At 66.1% G+C, this 17,133-nt stretch carries 16 protein-coding genes and 1 rRNA gene; 6 read left to right on the top strand and 11 right to left on the bottom strand.

The window, feature by feature from the left end; translation table 11 throughout:
- Window positions 1–9: 9 nt before the first annotated feature.
- From OH799_RS02370 to OH799_RS02360, 3 genes are all read right to left on the bottom strand, one after another.
- Entirely contained in the window at window positions 10–1,542 is a 1,533-nt protein-coding gene (locus tag OH799_RS02370) for a TIGR02677 family protein (protein ID WP_406275065.1), read from the bottom strand.
- A 56-nt stretch (window positions 1,543–1,598) separates the two neighbouring features.
- Window positions 1,599–2,723: a TIGR02679 family protein gene (locus OH799_RS02365; RefSeq protein WP_406275062.1), complete on the bottom strand. Its 1,125-nt coding sequence runs from the start codon at window positions 2,721–2,723 to the stop codon at window positions 1,599–1,601.
- A 422-nt stretch (window positions 2,724–3,145) separates the two neighbouring features.
- Window positions 3,146–4,150, bottom strand: coding sequence for a zinc-binding alcohol dehydrogenase family protein (locus tag OH799_RS02360; RefSeq protein ID WP_406281724.1), 1,005 nt, complete (start codon window positions 4,148–4,150; stop codon window positions 3,146–3,148).
- Between the two features lie 223 nt (window positions 4,151–4,373).
- Between OH799_RS02360 and OH799_RS02355 the strand changes: the two genes are divergently transcribed.
- Both OH799_RS02355 and OH799_RS02350 read left to right on the top strand, forming a co-directional pair.
- Window positions 4,374–5,012: a TetR/AcrR family transcriptional regulator gene (locus OH799_RS02355; protein WP_406275059.1), complete on the top strand. Its 639-nt coding sequence runs from the start codon at window positions 4,374–4,376 to the stop codon at window positions 5,010–5,012.
- A gap of 2 nt (window positions 5,013–5,014) precedes the next feature.
- Window positions 5,015–6,718, top strand: a complete 1,704-nt coding sequence (locus OH799_RS02350; RefSeq protein WP_406275056.1) for an FAD-binding dehydrogenase — start codon at window positions 5,015–5,017, stop codon at window positions 6,716–6,718.
- Window positions 6,719–6,777: 59 nt separating this feature from the next.
- Here OH799_RS02350 and OH799_RS02345 read toward each other — a convergent pair whose 3' ends face one another.
- Both OH799_RS02345 and OH799_RS02340 read right to left on the bottom strand, forming a co-directional pair.
- Entirely contained in the window at window positions 6,778–7,728 is a 951-nt protein-coding gene (locus OH799_RS02345) for an antibiotic biosynthesis monooxygenase (protein WP_406275053.1), read from the bottom strand.
- A 10-nt stretch (window positions 7,729–7,738) separates the two neighbouring features.
- Window positions 7,739–9,142 (bottom strand): amidohydrolase family protein, encoded by a 1,404-nt coding sequence (locus tag OH799_RS02340; protein WP_406275050.1) that lies wholly within the window; start codon window positions 9,140–9,142, stop codon window positions 7,739–7,741.
- 196 nt (window positions 9,143–9,338) lie between these two features.
- Here OH799_RS02340 and OH799_RS02335 point away from each other — a divergent pair, with 196 nt between their 5' ends.
- On the top strand, window positions 9,339–9,746 hold the full coding sequence (locus OH799_RS02335; protein WP_406275047.1) for a hypothetical protein: 408 nt from the start codon (window positions 9,339–9,341) through the stop codon (window positions 9,744–9,746).
- A gap of 55 nt (window positions 9,747–9,801) precedes the next feature.
- Here the strand turns inward: OH799_RS02335 and OH799_RS02330 are convergent, their stop codons facing one another.
- From OH799_RS02330 to OH799_RS02320, 3 genes are all read right to left on the bottom strand, one after another.
- Window positions 9,802–10,185: a VOC family protein gene (locus OH799_RS02330; RefSeq protein ID WP_406275044.1), complete on the bottom strand. Its 384-nt coding sequence runs from the start codon at window positions 10,183–10,185 to the stop codon at window positions 9,802–9,804.
- Between the two features lie 160 nt (window positions 10,186–10,345).
- Window positions 10,346–11,188: an IclR family transcriptional regulator gene (locus OH799_RS02325; RefSeq protein ID WP_406275041.1), complete on the bottom strand. Its 843-nt coding sequence runs from the start codon at window positions 11,186–11,188 to the stop codon at window positions 10,346–10,348.
- A 240-nt stretch (window positions 11,189–11,428) separates the two neighbouring features.
- A complete protein-coding gene (locus OH799_RS02320; RefSeq protein ID WP_406275038.1) occupies window positions 11,429–11,698 on the bottom strand; it encodes a three-helix bundle dimerization domain-containing protein in 270 nt (89 codons plus the stop codon).
- A 285-nt stretch (window positions 11,699–11,983) separates the two neighbouring features.
- Between OH799_RS02320 and OH799_RS02315 the strand changes: the two genes are divergently transcribed.
- Together OH799_RS02315 and OH799_RS02310 are read left to right on the top strand one after the other, a co-directional pair.
- On the top strand, window positions 11,984–12,460 hold the full coding sequence (locus OH799_RS02315) for a nuclear transport factor 2 family protein (RefSeq protein ID WP_406275035.1): 477 nt from the start codon (window positions 11,984–11,986) through the stop codon (window positions 12,458–12,460).
- Between the two features lie 201 nt (window positions 12,461–12,661).
- Complete coding sequence (locus OH799_RS02310; protein WP_406275032.1) at window positions 12,662–13,711, top strand: aminotransferase class V-fold PLP-dependent enzyme; 1,050 nt, start codon at window positions 12,662–12,664, stop codon at window positions 13,709–13,711.
- Between the two features lie 205 nt (window positions 13,712–13,916).
- On the opposite strand, the gene OH799_RS02305 is transcribed toward OH799_RS02310, so the two are convergent.
- Together OH799_RS02305 and OH799_RS02300 are read right to left on the bottom strand one after the other, a co-directional pair.
- Window positions 13,917–14,993: a diacylglycerol kinase gene (locus tag OH799_RS02305; RefSeq protein WP_406275029.1), complete on the bottom strand. Its 1,077-nt coding sequence runs from the start codon at window positions 14,991–14,993 to the stop codon at window positions 13,917–13,919.
- A gap of 1 nt (window position 14,994) precedes the next feature.
- Window positions 14,995–15,786, bottom strand: coding sequence for an SDR family oxidoreductase (locus OH799_RS02300; protein WP_406275026.1), 792 nt, complete (start codon window positions 15,784–15,786; stop codon window positions 14,995–14,997).
- Window positions 15,787–15,887: 101 nt separating this feature from the next.
- On the opposite strand from OH799_RS02300, the gene OH799_RS02295 reads away from it, so the two are divergent.
- Entirely contained in the window at window positions 15,888–16,769 is an 882-nt protein-coding gene (locus OH799_RS02295; protein WP_406275023.1) for a helix-turn-helix domain-containing protein, read from the top strand.
- Window positions 16,770–16,914: 145 nt separating this feature from the next.
- On the opposite strand, the gene rrf is transcribed toward OH799_RS02295, so the two are convergent.
- A 5S ribosomal RNA gene (gene rrf / locus OH799_RS02290) occupies window positions 16,915–17,031 on the bottom strand.
- Between the last annotated feature and the right edge of the window lie 102 nt (window positions 17,032–17,133).

The following is a 17,133-nucleotide window of genomic DNA, read 5'->3' as shown; positions in this document are numbered from 1 at the left end:
GCGCCGTACTCACGCGGAGGCTCCCCGTCGGCACGCGCCACGCCCAGGTGCGGCAACCTCCACGATGTAGTCGAGTCCGCGAAACACCCCGCGCGGCGTTTTCAGCTCGGCGATTTCGCTGTCCGGCGGCGTGCGCAGGACAATCTCGACCCGACCATCCATGGTGCTGCCCCGCCGGGTTCCGTTCGGATCCGGCGCGCTGCCCAGCGCGCGACCTAACAGCTCGAGCAGCCGCTCGAACACCTCGTGTTCCAGTTCGCCGAATGCCGAAAGACGCATGGTGCCGCCGGTATCCAGCATGTCCCACGCCGCCTGCAGTTCGGCGCGTTCGACCGCGGCACGGGCCGCTCTGGCCGCCCTGATCGCGGCGACATCGGGAATCGCACCGGTTCTGCCGAAGCGCTCGGCACGACCGGACGAACGCAGCAGCGGTGAGATCTCGACCGCGGGCGCCTCATGCCACGGCGCGGTGTAGCTCACCAGCTCCTGGTCGGGGTTGGCCAGATGCGGGTGCCGCGCGGAGCTGAGCCCGAAGGCGGTGGACCACAGCCGGTGCAAATCGTCCTGTTCCGGCAGGACCGAAAACCACCGCGCCAGCTCGCGGAAGTCCGCCGCGGCGCTACTGGAACGCCTGCGCGACTCGGTGATCCGGTCGAGCACCTGCAGCAACGTGATGATCGCCTTTCGACCGACTTGGCGCAGCTGGTCGATGCGAGGCGCCGTACCGTCGACGGGCAGGAACCAGGCTCGCAGACCGTCCCAGCGCGCTCTGCGATGTTCCAGCCATGCCCCTCCGGGATCGGCACCGGTCAGTTGCGGCAGTTCGGCTCCGAGCAATGCGCGCTGGTGCATGCGCGTCAACCCGTAGTCCTCGATCGCCTGGATCCGAGACGCGATGGCGTGGCTGCGGTATTCGATGTTGGTGAGGAACTCCTGGAGATAGGCCACGGTGGCGGCCTTGACCTCGTGGAATACGTTGATGTCGACGCCGTCGGCGCGTAGCAGTCGCTGCAATTCGCCGTTGAACTGTTTGGTGTTGCCGCGCAGCGCCTCGAGATGGGACTCGAGCTCGCTCAACACCGTGAACACTCTGCGGTCCGATCCCGACTCCAGTTCATGCGACAGGTCGGCGAGCCGGTCGGAGATGGCGTCGAGCACCGCGGTCTGCAGGGCGCCGGTCGAGGCGAGGACGGTCATCGCGTGCACGACACCGGCGAACGCGGCTTCACCCTGCCTGGTGAGCGAGTACTGCAGATTGCGACGTTCGTATTCGGTTGCGGTGCGGTAGTTCTCGGAATGGTTCTGGATGACGTCGACCAGTTTCCAGGCGCGCAGCTGGTCGAGCGCCGCGGTCAGGTCGTCGTCTTCGATGGCCTCCAACCATCCGACCGACCGTAATCGGGCCCGGATGTCATCGATACCGAGCGCCGTCTCCAGCCGTTCGTTCGCCTCACCGAACGCATGGAGCACCGACACGTACAACCCGGCGCGATCTCCACCGGTGAATCGGAACATCTCGGGTGGTACCCGAATCGGATCCATATCGGCTCCCCCTGGCTGGTGACTCGGAGGACCACCATAGCCGCACGGTCTGATAACTACGGCGCCATATCCTCGAGCAACAGATCGACGACGCGTTCCTCTGGCACCAGCCGGCCGACTCGACGCATATGCTCGGACAGCTCCGGGTCCCACGGCGCCTGCGTCACCCGACCGACTGACGGGCCGTCGGAGCCGACCGCCGCGAGATAGTCCGTGCTGGTCATCCGCCATGGCACCACGCCGACCCTGGCCACGAGATTCGCGGCGATACGCAATCCCTCCCCATCGAGGTCGCCATGGTAACGCAGCTCGGCACCCGCTCGTGCCAACTGGTCGAGCAGCCGAACGCCCGCGCTGCTCGGCCAGCCCGCCGTGCACACCATCGGCGGACAGCGGTCACCGAAGCGCGCCAATGCCATTGCGAGGATGCTGGGGTTTTCGATCACCCACACCCGGGCAGCCACCTCGGTCAGCTCCGCCTCGACGCGCAGCTGTTGCAAGGTCAGCACCGCGGCGAGCCCAGCCCCCGCACAGGTGTGCAGGATCTGGCCGATCACCGTGTTCGAATCGTCGGTCGGCACTCCCGCGACAAGAACTGTCGACGACAGCTCGTCGTCGGCAATGCCCGCTCGCTCCCACAATGCCCGCAGCTGGACGACATCCTTCGGCGGCTCGCTGTCATAGATCGCGGTCAAGGCGCGAATCACCATCGCCTGCGTGCGGGTGCCATCATCGAGGCCGTGCGGATCCCCCAGCATTCTGGCGGCGAACACGGGCAACGGCACCCCGGGCCCTGGTAACTCGCACAGGACGCGCAACGCGCGCTCGAGCTCGATCGTGGTCCGCTGGACCGATCCCTCCACCAGTCCGTTTCGCCGCATCAACGCCGCCCAGCCGACCAGCGCGGGCTGGGCTCGCACCACCTCGTGATCGAACAACCACTCCCACAACCGGTTTCGCTCGGCAGTAGCGGCCGCGCGCTCGGCCGACCGATTTCCGATCGAACCGACCAGGTGCTCGACGACGGTGTAAGCGTCGCAGCCGGTCGCTTCGAGCAGCACCGTGTCCACCTGCGCCAAGCTGACCATCCAGTATTCGCCGGGCATCCGCGCGGATCCGAACAGATCGGCGATGGCCGCCCGCTGCCCGGCCTTCAGCGGGCCGACTTTGACGCGGCTCACCGAACGCCCCGTCGACAGTCGTCGGTGGAGCGCTTGCCACAGCGGCGCCAGATCCGCTGATAGCTGCCGCGGGGACTGCGCGCTGCTCATCGGACGCGTCGGCCGGGCCACGCTCTGTGTGCACCGATAGCCATAGGGCCATTGTTACGCAGTCTGGATAAAAGGTGGCGATGGCGTGCAACTCCCAGCCCATGCGGGCCGGTCGATCGGACACTGCCGGATCATGTGCGTGGAGAAGCGGCAGCTCTGCGGTTAGCGCGATCCACCGCACCACCTTCGACCAGTCCACAACGCCGAAGACTCTCCCCGGTGCGGCGTGATTCCGACAAGAACAGCGGGCCGCGAATCCGACTGGGCGTAGCTCGGTGGGCCAGGCACCCGACAACAGCACTCTGGCCGAATCGTCTCCTTCGGCGCTTTTCCTATGGAACGAGAACCGCTGCGCCAGTAAACCTTCCGTGTGCTAGGTCGTTCAGCGCGCGATCGGCTGTATCGAGGGAGTACCCACGCGTGGTGAGGTGTATCCGGTGTTCGCCCGCGAGCTCGAGGAATTCCTGGGCGTCGACGCGAGTGTTGGCGGTTACGGAGCGAATCTCTCGCTCCTGGAATAGATGCCGCTGGTAGTTCAGTGACGGGATGTCACTGAGATGAATACCCGCGATGGCCAGGACGCCGCCGCGATCGAGCGCCTCCAGTGCGGGGAGCACCAGGTCGCCGACCGGCGCGAACAAGATCGCCGCATCCAACCGCACCGGAGGCGGATCGGCGGCACCCTGTACCGAGGCCGCACCCAGCGCGGTCGCCAGCTCGCGTGCCGCGGCGTCGCGCGTCATCACGTGCACCTCAGCCCCCTGCGCGGACGCGATCTGGGCCGCGATGTGGGCGCTGCCGCCGAAGCCGTAGATCCCGAGTCGTCCGGCAGGCGGCAGACTTGCCCGCCGCAATGCCCGGTATCCGATGATGCCCGCGCACAGCAACGGCGCGGTGTCGGCATCGGAGTAGCCATCAGGTAGGCGCAGCGCGTACGCGACGGGCACACAGGCGAATTCGGCGTACCCACCGTCAGCATCCCAGCCCGTGTAGGACGAACGCGGACAAAGGTTTTCGGCACCGCGCAGACAGAACTTACACACCCCGCAGGTGTGCCGCAGCCAGGCGATGCCGACCCGATCCCCGACCGCGAACCCCTCCCCCGCGGTCGCCGACTCGAGCGCGATCACTTCACCGACGACCTCATGCCCAGGCACCACACCCGCACGGTGCACCGGAAGGTCTCCCTCCGCTACATGCAGGTCGGTCCGGCACACGCCGCAGGCGAGCACGCGCACCAGCAGCTCGCCCGGTGCCGGTTCTGGAACGGCCGTGCGCACCTTGTCCATCGGCCCGCTATCGATCGGGCCCGGTCTGCGCACCTGCCAGCAGAGCATCGACGTCGTTCCGCCCGGCACCTCGCTCATCGGATCACCTCGCACCGATCGACTCGACACGGACGGGACATCCCGACGAGGGCCGGGCGCCCAGCCCACCTTACTCGGCGGTCTCGCACTGTCGCGGCACCCAACTCTGATACATTTTCGTATTGAATACACTTATGTATCTGATGGCCGTGAATCTGATTGCTGCGATCAGCCCGATCCAAGGAGGTGCACGGTGGCGTCCGATGCCGCGCAGGCTGCACCCACCCGGGTCACCCGCCGCCGCAGCGAGACCCGGAATCGGCTGCTCACCGCCGCCTACGAGGCTTTCGCCGATGAGGGGTTCGGTCGTGCTACCGTCGAGCGGGTATGCGAACGGGCCGGATTCACCCGTGGCGCGTTCTACTCCAACTTCAGCTCGCTGGACGAGCTGTTTCTGGCCATGTGGGAACAACGCTCGGCGGTTATGCTCGCCGACGCCGGCACCATCCTCGATGACATCGCAGCCCAGGGCGCCGACGATGTCCGCACAGCGATCGAACGGCTGGAGCGGGCAGTCCCGGTCGAGGACGGCTGGTACCGGATCACAGCGGAGTTCACCGCGCACGCCCTGCGCACACCCGCCCTGCGTCAGGTGATGGCCGCACGAGAGGAGGCGATCGTCGCGGCCCTCATGCCGACGATCGTCGCCGCGCTCGGCCGAGGCGGGCGCACCGTGCCGGACCCGGACGCGTTCGGCCAGGCGCTCATCGCCGTCCACGACGGCACCAGCGTGCAGGTCCTGATGGAGCCGGACAGCCGCGTCGTCCGCAGGCGGCGCACCGAACTCTTCCACCACATCGTGCTGGCCTACAGCACCGCAACCGAAGGATGAACATGCCCCACAGCAGTCCCGATGTGGCACAGAACGCGGACGTCATCATCGTCGGCGCCGGGCTGGCCGGCCTGGTCGCCACGCACGAGTTGGTCAAGGCCGGCCACACCGTCCATGTGCTCGATCAGGAGAACCGCAACAATCTCGGCGGTCAGGCGTACTGGTCGCTCGGCGGGCTGTTCTTCGTCGACAGCCCCGAGCAACGCCGCCTCGGCATCAAGGATTCTTACGATCTCGCGTTGCAGGACTGGCTCGGCTCTGCCGGATTCGACCGCGATGACGAGGACCTGTGGGCGCGGCAGTGGGCGCAGGCATACGTGCGGTTCGCCGCCACCGAGAAGCGCGACTATCTGCGGGACCTCGGCTTGCGCGTGACACCGCTGGTCGGCTGGGCCGAGCGCGGCGGCGGATTCGCGGACGGACACGGCAACTCGGTGCCGCGCTTCCACCTCACCTGGGGCACCGGCCCCGAGGTGGTTCGGGTGTTCGCCGAGCCGGTGCTCGAGGGCGAGCGGCGCGGGCTGGTCGGCTTCAGCTTCCGCCACCAGGTGGACGAGCTGATCGTAGAGAACGACGCGGTGGTCGGCGTGCGCGGCACCGTTCTGGAGGACACCGATCTCGAACGCGGCAAGGCTTCGTCCCGAAACAAGGTGGGCGACTTCGAGTTCCGCGCGAAGGCGGTGATCGTGTCATCCGGCGGGATCGGCCACAACCACGAGCTGATCCGCCGCAACTGGCCGACAGCGCGGCTCGGCCCGTGCCCGGAAACGATGATCTCCGGTGTGCCCGCCCACGTAGACGGACGGATGCTGGGTATCACCGAGACGGCGGGCGGCGCTATCGTCAACCGGGATCGCATGTGGCACTACACCGAGGGCATCGTCAACTGGGACCCGATCTGGCCCGACCACGCAATCCGGATCATCCCGGGCCCGTCCTCACTGTGGTTCGACGCGAACGGAAAGCGGCTGCCCGCACCCTGTTTCCCCGGATTCGACACCAACACCACGATGAAGGAGATCCTGAAGTCCGGCTACGACTACTCCTGGTTCGTGCTCACACAGTCGATCATCGAGAAGGAGTTCGCACTGTCGGGCTCGGAGCAGAACCCGGACATCACCGGTAAGGACCTCACGTTGACGCTGAAGAGCCGGGTCGCCAAAGGCGCGCCGGGCCCGGTGGAGGCGTTCAAGCGCCACGGTGTCGACTTCGTCGTCGCGGACACGCTGCGTGAGCTGGTCGACGGCATGAACAAGATCGGGCGGGCCGGGATCGACGGGCACCTCCCCCGGCTCGACTACGACGACCTGGAACGCCAGATAGTCGCCCGGGATAGGGAACTGGCCAACAAGTACACCAAGGACGGCCAGCTGATGGCGATCACCAACGCCCGCCGGTATATCGGCGACAAGGCGGGTCGGGTCGCCAAACCACACCGCATCCTCGATCCGACAGCCGGTCCGCTGATCGCGGTCCGGCTCAACATCCTGACCCGGAAAACCCTGGGCGGCTTGCAAACCAACCTGGACTCCCAGGTGATCAGGCCGGACGGCACCGCGTTCCCCGGCCTGTACGCCGCAGGCGAGGTCGCCGGATTCGGCGGCGGCGGCGTGCACGGCTACAACGCCCTGGAGGGCACCTTCCTCGGCGGCTGCATCTTCTCCGGCCGAGCCGCCGGGCGGGCGCTGGCCGCGAAACTCGCCTGACCGCTACGGTCACACCGCGGCGAGGGCAAGTCTGCGTTGCGTACCGAAGCAAGCCCGCGTCAGTTGTAATCCCAGTACTGCAGCCACTGCACGGACGCGAACAACAGCAGCGTCAGGGCGTAGACCACAACAACCACCGCGGCTCCGACGGCACTGATTCGCCACCCCGCACCATCGATCGGATCGAGCCACCGCCGGAAGCATGCTGCGACCGCGGGCGACAAGAACCAACTCATCAATGCGACGCTGACGATCTGGCTCAGCCACATCGCCAACCACGGCTCCGCTCCGATCTCGTCCAGCACCGGGCCGAGAAACCTCGACAATGTCATCACCGTCGGATATAGCACCAACAGCACCAACATGGCGATCTTCCACGTCGGCGTGATTCGGGTCTCGCCGTCGACTGTTCGGAGCGTGGACCCGAACGGTGTGGTGTGGGCATCGACCGTGAAATCCTCGGTCAACTCCGAGCGCAATTCCGGCAGGACGGCGGCGCGTTCCTCCGAGTGCATCCAATCCGACAGTTGATGTCCCGTTCGGAATCGGAGCACCGAAAGCCATTGCCCGGCTTCGCTCATGGGAAAAAGGGCGGCGCCCTCGAATCCGGAAAAAGTAGAACTCGACGCGACCAAGCGCGATTCCGTCGCCGCGAATTCGTCTTCCTTTCCGCGGGCGACGCTGTGCCGAAACACGCCGATCCCCGCAGGCGGCAATCCACCTTCGACGATTATCAGGTCCGCACTCTTGCGTCGAAACCCAAGCGACTCGCCTTCGACCAGCAAGCGCGCCCTGTCGGTCGAGTCCAAAAAATCGTGCACTGCCCGTTCGGATCGGAAAGTGACACTGAAACCCGATTCGAGCTCCGGACCATTACGCACCGCAACGGATGAATCCACGAATCCCTCTGCGGCTTCGGCAATTTCGGTCATCCGCGCCAGCCAAGCATGAAATCCCGCGCGGTCCGACGGATGGTGAAAGACGGTTACGGCGGTTGCGGTAGCTGTCATCGGCATGCCTCTAGACGCCGTCGATGCGATGGCCCCGCACGTAGACCTCCGAGATCGCGGGCTCGCGCATACCCATCAGCAGTGCGAACAGCGTCTGATCCCGCGCTGATGTGGGGTCCTCGGAACGAATCCCCCGCGCCAACGCAGCCGCCGACGCCGGCCAGCGTGCCGGTTCGACGACGATGAAATCGGCTTCCTTGCCGAGGTCGAAATTCCCGAATCGACTTTCCATGTCGAGAGCGCGCGCGCCGGCCAGCGTACCGGTGAACAACATTTCCGCCGGGTGCATCGACACACCGTCGTCACCCGGCTCGGAGATATGGACCTTGAACGCGGCCGACAACACCTGCGGGATCAGCCATTCGTCGCCCCCGCCGAAGTCGGTTCCCGCGGCCACGTTGACTCCCGACGCGATCGTTCGTTTCCACGGCATCGTGCCGGATCCCAGAAACTGTTGCGATACAGGACAGTGTGCGACCGAAGTGCCGGTCTCCGCCATCCGCTGGAGTTCGATGTCTTGACAGTGCACGCAATGCGCGAGGATGCTGCGCCGACCGAGCAGGCTCTTGCCACCCTCGGCCGAGCCTGCCAGGAACTTCCCGTCGTAGGTGTCGAGGTACGCATCGACTCGGTAGACCTGCTTGGTGGTTTCGACCTCACCGGTTCCAGGGCGATTGTTCTCGTTGAGGTGGCTGTGGAAATAGACGCCGCGGTCGCGCACCGAATCATATAGTTCACCAAGGTTCTTCAGTGTCTCACGCGTCACCGATAGCGAAAAGCGAGGAATGACAGCCACATGCAAGAGTGCCGTGTCGACGTCACCGGTATCGGCGGCATGCCATTTATCGATCTCCTCCCTCGTCAACCTGAGGGCGTCTTCCTCGGAGGTGATCAGGGGCGCCGCAGATTCCTCTCCCGTCGTCTGGATACCGCGGCCGCTGACCATCCGCAAACCGTGCCGTAGCGTCTCGGTGAACAACGCGTCTTGCGCGTGCGGAAAGGCCGACCCGAAGACCATCGCCGCGGTTGTTCCCGCCGCGATACGTCGCGCGCAGAATTCGACTGCCGCCTGCTGCGCGAAGTCGGGTTCGCCATACCGAGATTCCGCGGGGTAGATGCAGAGATTGAGCCAATCCAGCAGTTGACCACCGCCGTACGCGTCGCCGGCGAAGGTCTGCGGAAAATGAACATGGGTGTCGACGAAACCAGGAAGAAGAAAGCCTGGACGGTGATCGAATGCCTTTCCGTCGCGGTAGTCGGACGGGACCTCGTCGCGACTACCACAGTAGCCGATCCGACCGTCGTCACCGATTGCCAAAGCGCCGTCCGGCACAGAGACCAGAGCATCAGCCGCATCGTCGGCAACGGGACGCCCGGCAATGTGATAAATGTGCCCCAAGTGGACTTGGCTCACTATTCGAGCAGAACACAAAATGACGGGTCATATCGGTGATTCGACAAAAAGGGTGTCCAACCTCGGCCATGGCGCTCGGCGACGGCGTCGTTGCCGCCAGAAGGCCAGCGGCGGTCACGTCCCCACAGCGTTGGCCGGCGCTGAGTCGATGCCATTCTCAGCTCAGCTGTCGTTCCGGAGGGAGGAGACTGAGGGTGTGACGGATGACAGGGTTCAGCTGATTGTGGTCGATGCGGCGAATGTCGTCGGCTCACGGCCCGATGGTTGGTGGCGCGACCGTACCGGTGCGGCTGGGCGATTGCTCGTGAAGATGACGAGGCTGGATGAGCGCTTGGAGCTCCCGGCCGAGGTGGTTGTCGTGCTCGAGGGTGCGGCGAAGGCCGCGGTTGCTGACGAGACGAATCCGGAGTTCGAAAGCCTACGTATCGTGCTGGCGGACGGTTCGGGAGATGACGCAATCGTTGGCGTGGTAGCGACAGCCGTCGAGGAGGACAGCGACCGTTTGATCACTGTCGTGACCGCAGATCGCGGACTGCGCGATCGCGTCGAGGCGCTCGAGGCACACACAGTCGGGCCGCGCTGGCTTCTGGAGCGCATCGGATAGTAGCGGTTGGATTCGGCGGACAGCGACCGCAATAGGTCACAGCGATCGCCGATCGTCACTCGTCGGGCAGCCAGACAAGACAGAAGGTGTGTCCTACCGGATCCGCATAGACGCGGAAGGCGCCGTCGGTGTCCAGCTGGACCGGAGTCGCACCCAAAGCGATCGCCTTGGCCTGGGCCACTTCGATGTCGTCGACCAAAATGTCGAAGTGGATCTGCTGCGACGCGTGGGGATCCGGGAAGCGCGGCGGCTTGTACTCCGGCGCCGTCTGGAACGCGATCCGCCGGCCCGACTCGTCGATGAGGACGACCCAGTCGTCGTCGTTGCCGTCGAGCAGTTCGGCGCCGAGCAGTCCACGATAGAACTTCGCGAGCTCGCGCGGCTCGGGACAATCCAGTACGACGCTGCGTAACTGCCCGATGCCATCATCCGCTGTCATCCTCCGACCTCCTTCTGGTGCAACCCTCGTCGCTTACCCGTGCCGCGACGGAACAAACACCAGCACCCCTCCAAGGGCTGCCGGAAGCGCGCGGTCCGGATTTCGATGGAACTGGCCGATACAACGAATCCTTCTATACTGCAGCCGATTACCGAATAAATTAGCGCGAGCGCTCGTGACGCGGGAACAGCGAACGTCCAGCCTCGTCGGCGGCCTCCACCAGCAGGCGGCCGAGACGCGCGGTGTCCAACACCGTACGTTCACCGCCGATCTGGCCCGACAGCGACAGAGCGGCCACCGCAACGCTGCGCCCACGAATCGGCACAGCGACGCACCCGATGCCGGGGACGGACTCCTCGTTGTCGACCGCGACACCCTGCCGATGGCGGATACGCATCAGCTCGCGATGCAGTTCGGTGCGATCGCAAATGGTACGCGGGGTGAGTTGCGGGATCCGGTCCCGGAAAGACACCTCGACGATGCTCGGTTCGAGCGAGGCGAGCAGCGCTTTGCCGAGTGCCGTGCTGTGCGCGGGCATCCGGCCGCCGAGCCGAGTGGGAACGGTCGCTGCGCACCGGCCACCAGCCTTGTCCAGGTACAGCACCTCGCGCCCGTCCAGGACGCCGAGGTGGCCGACCATGCCGGTTCGTTGACAGAGGTCGTACAGCATCGGACTCACCACGTCACGAATCTCGTTGTGGCCGGCGGCAAGTCCGCCCAACTCGAGCGTGCGCATGCCGAGCCGGTAGCCGCCGGGCGTGTGTGCGAGCCAGCGCAGTCGGATCATCTGGTCGAGGATGCGGTGCACCGTAGACCGCGGCAGCCCGGTGCGTTCGGCGAGGCCTAGGAGGGTGAGGGTGGGCGTCGCGCCATCGAAAGCGTCCAGTATCAACGTCATTCGCTCGATCATCGACACCGGGGGCTGCGCGGGCCGTGTGGCCGCGTGTCCCGATCCAGTCCACAACTCTCCGGACTCGAGATGGGTCACCACCTCGACCGTCATGCTCACCTCCACACTGCGCGCTCGCCTAGAGCTTAGAAGCAATTCGACCAGTATGTACGTTTCCGGCCTGCCCGCTTGTGCCGTCCCACCACAATGCCCCGTTCGGAAATGCCGTAAACAACAAAGCCCGGCTACGGATGTTCCCACGTGGTTTCGTCCGATCGCGACGCACCGGACTGCGGGGGGCGATGCTCGCCCGCGTGGGTGTGTCGACGCCGCCGCACAGCGACGCTCACCCCTCTACCCGGACCGCTGGCCAGAACGCTGGGAGTCGACCAGCGCCTTCAGCCACTCGCGGGTGTAGCGCTCGGCGAGCAGCGGCAGGAAGTTGGCAACAGTCGCGTGGTCGGCGAAATGATCGTACGAGGAGTGCAGGAAATCCTCCACGGCCTCTTCGCTGACAACCCCGTCGAATTCATCCTCCAAGCGATCGGCCGCCGCTTTCAGGGCGAGTTTTTGGTCTATGGCGGGCTCACGGTGTGGATCGCGGGCGGCAGGACGGTCGGTCATCGCAGACTCCCCGGTCGTGACGAATCGGTGCTGGCGGCGCCTTCGCGGCCGAACGACCGCACGCCCCACGATCGGGTACCCGACCGACCGCGTTCGACACCGCCGAAGCACCGCATCGCGCCAGGAATTATCCGGGCCGCACCACCGGATCATGTCCACCGAATGTGTCGAGCTGGTGTGCCGTGCGGCCGAGCCGGCGCGCCGATTGCCCTTCAAGGCACGCACCGTAGGCCATAAATAGAACACGTTCTTGTCTTGCGAGCCCCTACGTGCCACCCTCGACAGATGGATCTCGACGCCATGGAAGCCGTCCGCCAGCTGAAATACCGCTACTTCCGAACCCTCGACCTCAAACGGTGGGACGAGTTCGGCGACACCCTCACCATCGACGCGACGGGCCGCTATGGCACCCATGCGCTCGGCGAGCCCCTGAACCTGGACGGCCGTGACGCCATCACCGCGTTCATGCGGGAAAATCTCGGCCCCTCGGTCGTCACCGTCCACATCGCCAACCATCCGGAGATCAGCGTCGATGGCGAAACCGCCAAGGGAACATGGGCTTTCGAAGATACGGTGATCGCAATGCAGTACGGCGTCCTGATCCGCGGCGCCGGTTACTACACCGACACCTACCGCCGCGACATCGATGGCCAATGGCGCATCACCTCGACCGGCTACCAGCGCGTCTATGAATCTATGCAGTCGCTGTCCGATACACCTAGCTTCCAGCTGTTATCCAACATGTGGGCGTCCAAGAAGTAGATTGCCGTCCTAGGCCGTCGCCTGGATATCTCGACGATACCCGGCAAATGCCGGCCAACCTGCGCTCGGCTAAGTCGAGCTCGCCAACGGATGGCCGGAAGGCGGCGCGAGCGTATCGACGCGGGTCTGCGCCGGAGAATCGGTCCACTATTCGTCCAGTGGCGCTGGACGGCACCGGGAATCGCGGCGGAGGCTGCGGATATGTCCTCCCTAGCGCCGCACGAATTCACGCCAGAGACCACCTATCTGAACACGGCCTCCTACGGACTGCCGTCCACGCGAGCACTGACCGCGGTCCGCGACGCCAGCGCGACCTGGGCGGCGGGCCGCGGCGGCCCGACGGAACTCGATCAGCTGGTGCCCGAACTGCGCGCGGGGTTCGCCCGCCTGCTCGACGGCGCGACGCCCGATGACATCGCGCTCGCCGGCGGAGTCGCCGGGCTCATCGCCCCGGTGGCCGCCACACTGCCGCCGGGCGCCGAGGTGCTGCTTGCCGAGGGCGAATTCTCCTCGGTCTCCATGCCTTTCGTGTACCGCGGCGACCTCGTCGTGCGATTCGCCCCGCTGGACGAGTTGGCCGCGCAGGTCCGGCCGGAGACCGCGCTGGTGGCGGTGAGCGTGGTCCAGTCCGCGGACGGACGCATCATCGACCTGGCCGAACTGCGCGCGACGACCCGAGCCAACGGCACCCGGCTGCTGGTCGACGTCAGCCAGGCCGCGGGCTGGCTGCCGTTGCGCTTCGCCGACGCGGACTACTGGGTGTGCGCCTCGTTCAAATGGCTCGTCGGCGCGCGCAGCGTCGCGTTCTTCGCCGCGGCGCCCGAGTTCGCCGCCCAGCTGCGACCGGTCGGATCCAGCTGGTATGCCGCGGAGGATCGCTGGGCTGAGCTCTACAATCCCGTCGCACTGCCGACTACCGCACGGCGCCTGGACGCGACGCCGGATTGGCTCGGCGTCATCGCCGCGACGGCGGGCCTGTCATTGATCGAGGAACTGACGGTCGAGAAGATCGGCGCGCACAACATCGAGCTGGCCGACCGGTTCCGCGATCGACTGCGCGAACTCGGTTTCAAACCCGTCGAAGCCAGCTCCGCCATCGTCGTCGTTCCCGGCGCCGGCGATGCGGCACCCCGCCTGGAAACGGCACAGGTGATCGCCTCGGCCCGCGCGGGTGGCCTGCGGTTCGCCTTCCATCTCTACAACAGCGACACGGATGTCGAGCGGGCACTGGCAGCGCTGCGCGCCACGTAAGCACACTCGAGCGACGCGGGCGGCCATCCGCGTCCGAGTCTGCGAAGTCCGCGACGCACGACATCGCGCCGCCCGACCTCTCCTAGATCATGCTCGAACGCGGCCGTCCGGTCGTGCTCCGGTCGCGCCCGCACCGCCTCATCCGGATCCAGCGTTCGAACGGCGCCGTACGCGGCGCGCGTTGCGCCGCACGTCCTCATCCGGATCAAGTGGGCGGCCGTGCCGCGGGGCCGGTAATCAGCGGCAGGTCGAGCGCGGTGAGTATGCCCGCCGGCGCAGCGACTACGGCGGGAACGGCATTGACAATGCGCATGCCGGTGGCGAGCAGTGTCGCGTAGTTGTGATCGCCGTTGCGGCTCGAGGTCACCAGATCCAATGCGTAGCTTGGTTCACCCGTGAGCTCGACCCGGTAGGAACCCGCTGGGTGGGCAGGCTGCGGCCAGTCGGGGCACAGGTCGTGGCGCAGCCTGGTGACATGCTCGAGCACCGTGACGGGGACATCGCCGACCATGCCACGAACCTCGAAACGCAATGCGGCGGCGGTGCCTTCAGCAATGTGCCCGGTGGCGATGTCGAACGGCTCCCGCGCGGGAATCCGCTCGTAGGTCTCCGTGACGGCATCGAGCGTGACGCCGATTCCCGCCGCAAGCTGACGGACCGTGCCGCCCCAGGCCAGTGCGAGCACGCCGGGCTGTAACAGCATCGGGATGTCGTCGACCGGCTTGCCGAAGCCCATGATGTCGAACATCACCTCGCGGTTGTCGTAGCTGGCGTAGTCGACGATCTCCATGCAACGCAGCTGATCGACGCGCAGACAGGTGCCCGCGAGGGCGAGCGGCAGCAGGTCGTTGGCGAAACCCGGGTCGATGCCGTTCACCCACAGCGACGAATCGCCCTGCGCAGCCGCCTCCCGCACCGGATTGAGCAGGTCGTCCGGAAGCACACCGTAGGGGTACTGGAAGAAGACCGGCGCGCAGGCGACGACGTTGATTCCCGCGGCGAGGATGCGCCGCAGATCCTGCACGGCCTCGAACAGGCGGTTGTCGGTCATCGAGCAGTAGACGACGCAGTCCGGACGCGACGCCAGCAAGGCATCGGCATCGGTCGTCGCGGCGACACCGACCGAATGACCCAGTCCCGCGAGCATTCCCGCATCGATTCCGTCTTTCGCGGCTCCGGATACCCACACGCCGGTCAATTCCAGGTCGGGGTTGGCGATGACGCCGGCAAGCGCATGCCTGCCGACATTGCCGGTGCCCCACTGCACTACACGACAAGTCATGTCACAGGTCCGGGATAGGCAGGTCGAGGTTAGGGATGATCAAGCCGCCGTCGGGCTCGAGGATCTTGCCGGTGAGGTACTTGCCGGCGGGCGAGACGAGGTAAAGGGCGGCCGCGGCGATGTCATCGGGTTCGCCGATGCGGTGCAGCGGGGTCTTGGCCTCCAGTTCGGTGCGCATCGCCTTGTTGCCGGCGACAATCTCGAGCGCGGAGGTCAGGATCGAGCCGGGCGCGATCGCGTTCACCCGGATGCGTGGATTCAGGTCGAGCGCCGCAAGCTTGGTGTAGTGAGCGAGGGCGGCCTTGGCGGTGCCGTAAGCAGCGAACGCGCGACCGGGCAGGCGTCCCATGGTTGAGGTGATGTTCAGTATGGAGCCGCCACCGGCGGTTTCGAGCATACGCGGCGCCGCGGCCCGGACCAAGGCATGCGCGTTGACGACGTTGAAGTTGAACGCGTCCGCCAGCGCCTGAGGTGTCGTATCGAGCAACTGGCACGGCAGCGCCCCGCCCACGTTGTTGACCACTATGTCCAGTCGCCCGAAGCGTTCGACCGCCGTTGCCGCGAGGGCCGCCGTGGCATCTACATCACTCAGGTCCGCGGGCACCACGTGGGCCTGCCGTCCGGTCGCCGCCACCTGCTCGGCGACCTCCTCCAGCTGGCTTTTGGTGCGTGCGGCGATGACGACGTCCGCGCCCGCCTCCGCGAACGCCAAGGCGATCGCCGCCCCAAGGCCGCGACCTGCTCCCGTGACGATGGCGACCTGTCCGTCGATCCGGAACCGATCCAGAATCATGCGCGCTCCCTACGCACCGCGATGTCGACTATTCGACACCACGGGATCTAATATTCGTCATCGTAGGTCGCTAGCCAGAGCTGAGACAAGGGGTCGCCGCAATGCCGGAAGGATCCGCCTCGCCACCGACGCGTCGCGTCGTCGAGATCGTGTCGCTGCTCGCCGCCTCCGGCGAGCCGATCAGTGTGGCAGGGATCGCCGAGCGGCTCGGTATCGCGCGGGCGACCGCGACCGCGATCCTGGTCGAGTTGAATGCGGCCGGTTGGGTTATCCGCGACCAGGCCCGCGGCTACGGCATCGGCCCCGCTCTGGCCGGGCTGCACGGCACCATGCTTCCGAACGGTGTCGGCGAGATACTTGCAGCACTAGCGGCCCGCACCAGGTCTGGTGCGACGTTCAGTCGGATCGGACCCGATGGGCTCACGGTGCTCGATGTTCGGCACGGCGTCGACCGTGTCGTCCCCGGTATTCCGGTAGGGCATCGCATTCCGTTGCAGTTCCCAGCAGGCGCGAGCGTCATGCCATGGCGCTCGGCGAGCGAGCAGAACACCTGGTTGGGCACCGCTGCGGGCGCGGACCGGCGAATCGCCGGTTCGCTGCTCACGCTCGTCCGCGACCGCGGCGTTGCCGTCTTCCGTCCACGCGCCGATGACGCGGGGTTGGTCGACCTACTTGCCGACCTACTCGGCGCGGTCGGCTCCCAGCTGCTGCAACCGCACCTGCGCGCCCGCGCCTTACACCAGCTGGCCGCACTCACCTCGCGGCCGTTCACCCGGGCGGAGCTGGATTCCGACGACCCGCTGCCCCTGAGCTATCTCGCGGCACCTGTCTTCGATGCGGCAGGCAGCGCCGCTTACGAAATCCAGCTCGGCCCGCTGCGCGCCGCTACGACGAAAAGCGAACGCGCCGAGTTCATTTCGGCCACCCTCGCGACCGCACGTGACGTCACCGCGGTACTGGCAGCGGGCAGGCGCAATGGCTGACGTGCGCCAGCTCGGCTCTGTCGGTTAGCACAGAACCACAGCGACCTTGTCGCGACAGTAATTCCGTCGAGAATTGCGAAACATGGTTTTCGCTTGGGAAATGCCGAAGGCCCTCGACGGTGTCGAGGGCCTTCGTGAAAGGATGTTCCGGCGGTGTCCTACTCTCCCACACCCTGTCGAGTGCAGTACCATCGGCGCTGGCAGGCTTAGCTTCCGGGTTCGGAATGGGACCGGGCGTTTCCCTGCCGCTATGGCCGCCGTAACTCTGTGAAACTGTCACACGCCACACTGTTCACCTTGTTGGGGGTGGGTGGTGTGGTGTTTGTGTGTTGTTTCAGATACTGCACAGTGGACGCGTAGCTTC

Source organism: Nocardia sp. NBC_00881, assembly GCF_045207455.1.
Lineage (GTDB): Bacteria > Actinomycetota > Actinomycetes > Mycobacteriales > Mycobacteriaceae > Nocardia.
Note: the sequence above shows the minus strand (reverse complement) of the source record. Positions and strands in the feature narration are given on the sequence as shown.

What these genes read in the sequence shown, in the direction of transcription:
- OH799_RS02370 (WP_406275065.1), bottom strand. Translation starts at nt 1,542, where the DNA reads ATGGATCCGATTCGGGTACCACCCGAGATGTTCCGATTCACCGGTGGA.
- OH799_RS02360 (WP_406281724.1), bottom strand. Translation starts at nt 4,150, where the DNA reads ATGCTCTGCTGGCAGGTGCGCAGACCGGGCCCGATCGATAGCGGGCCG.
- OH799_RS02350 (WP_406275056.1), top strand. Translation starts at nt 5,015, where the DNA reads ATGCCCCACAGCAGTCCCGATGTGGCACAGAACGCGGACGTCATCATC.
- OH799_RS02345 (WP_406275053.1), bottom strand. Translation starts at nt 7,728, where the DNA reads ATGACAGCTACCGCAACCGCCGTAACCGTCTTTCACCATCCGTCGGAC.
- OH799_RS02330 (WP_406275044.1), bottom strand. Translation starts at nt 10,185, where the DNA reads ATGACAGCGGATGATGGCATCGGGCAGTTACGCAGCGTCGTACTGGAT.
- OH799_RS02325 (WP_406275041.1), bottom strand. Translation starts at nt 11,188, where the DNA reads ATGACGGTCGAGGTGGTGACCCATCTCGAGTCCGGAGAGTTGTGGACT.
- OH799_RS02320 (WP_406275038.1), bottom strand. Translation starts at nt 11,698, where the DNA reads ATGACCGACCGTCCTGCCGCCCGCGATCCACACCGTGAGCCCGCCATA.
- OH799_RS02315 (WP_406275035.1), top strand. Translation starts at nt 11,984, where the DNA reads ATGGATCTCGACGCCATGGAAGCCGTCCGCCAGCTGAAATACCGCTAC.
- OH799_RS02310 (WP_406275032.1), top strand. Translation starts at nt 12,662, where the DNA reads ATGTCCTCCCTAGCGCCGCACGAATTCACGCCAGAGACCACCTATCTG.
- OH799_RS02305 (WP_406275029.1), bottom strand. Translation starts at nt 14,993, where the DNA reads ATGACTTGTCGTGTAGTGCAGTGGGGCACCGGCAATGTCGGCAGGCAT.
- OH799_RS02300 (WP_406275026.1), bottom strand. Translation starts at nt 15,786, where the DNA reads ATGATTCTGGATCGGTTCCGGATCGACGGACAGGTCGCCATCGTCACG.
- OH799_RS02295 (WP_406275023.1), top strand. Translation starts at nt 15,888, where the DNA reads ATGCCGGAAGGATCCGCCTCGCCACCGACGCGTCGCGTCGTCGAGATC.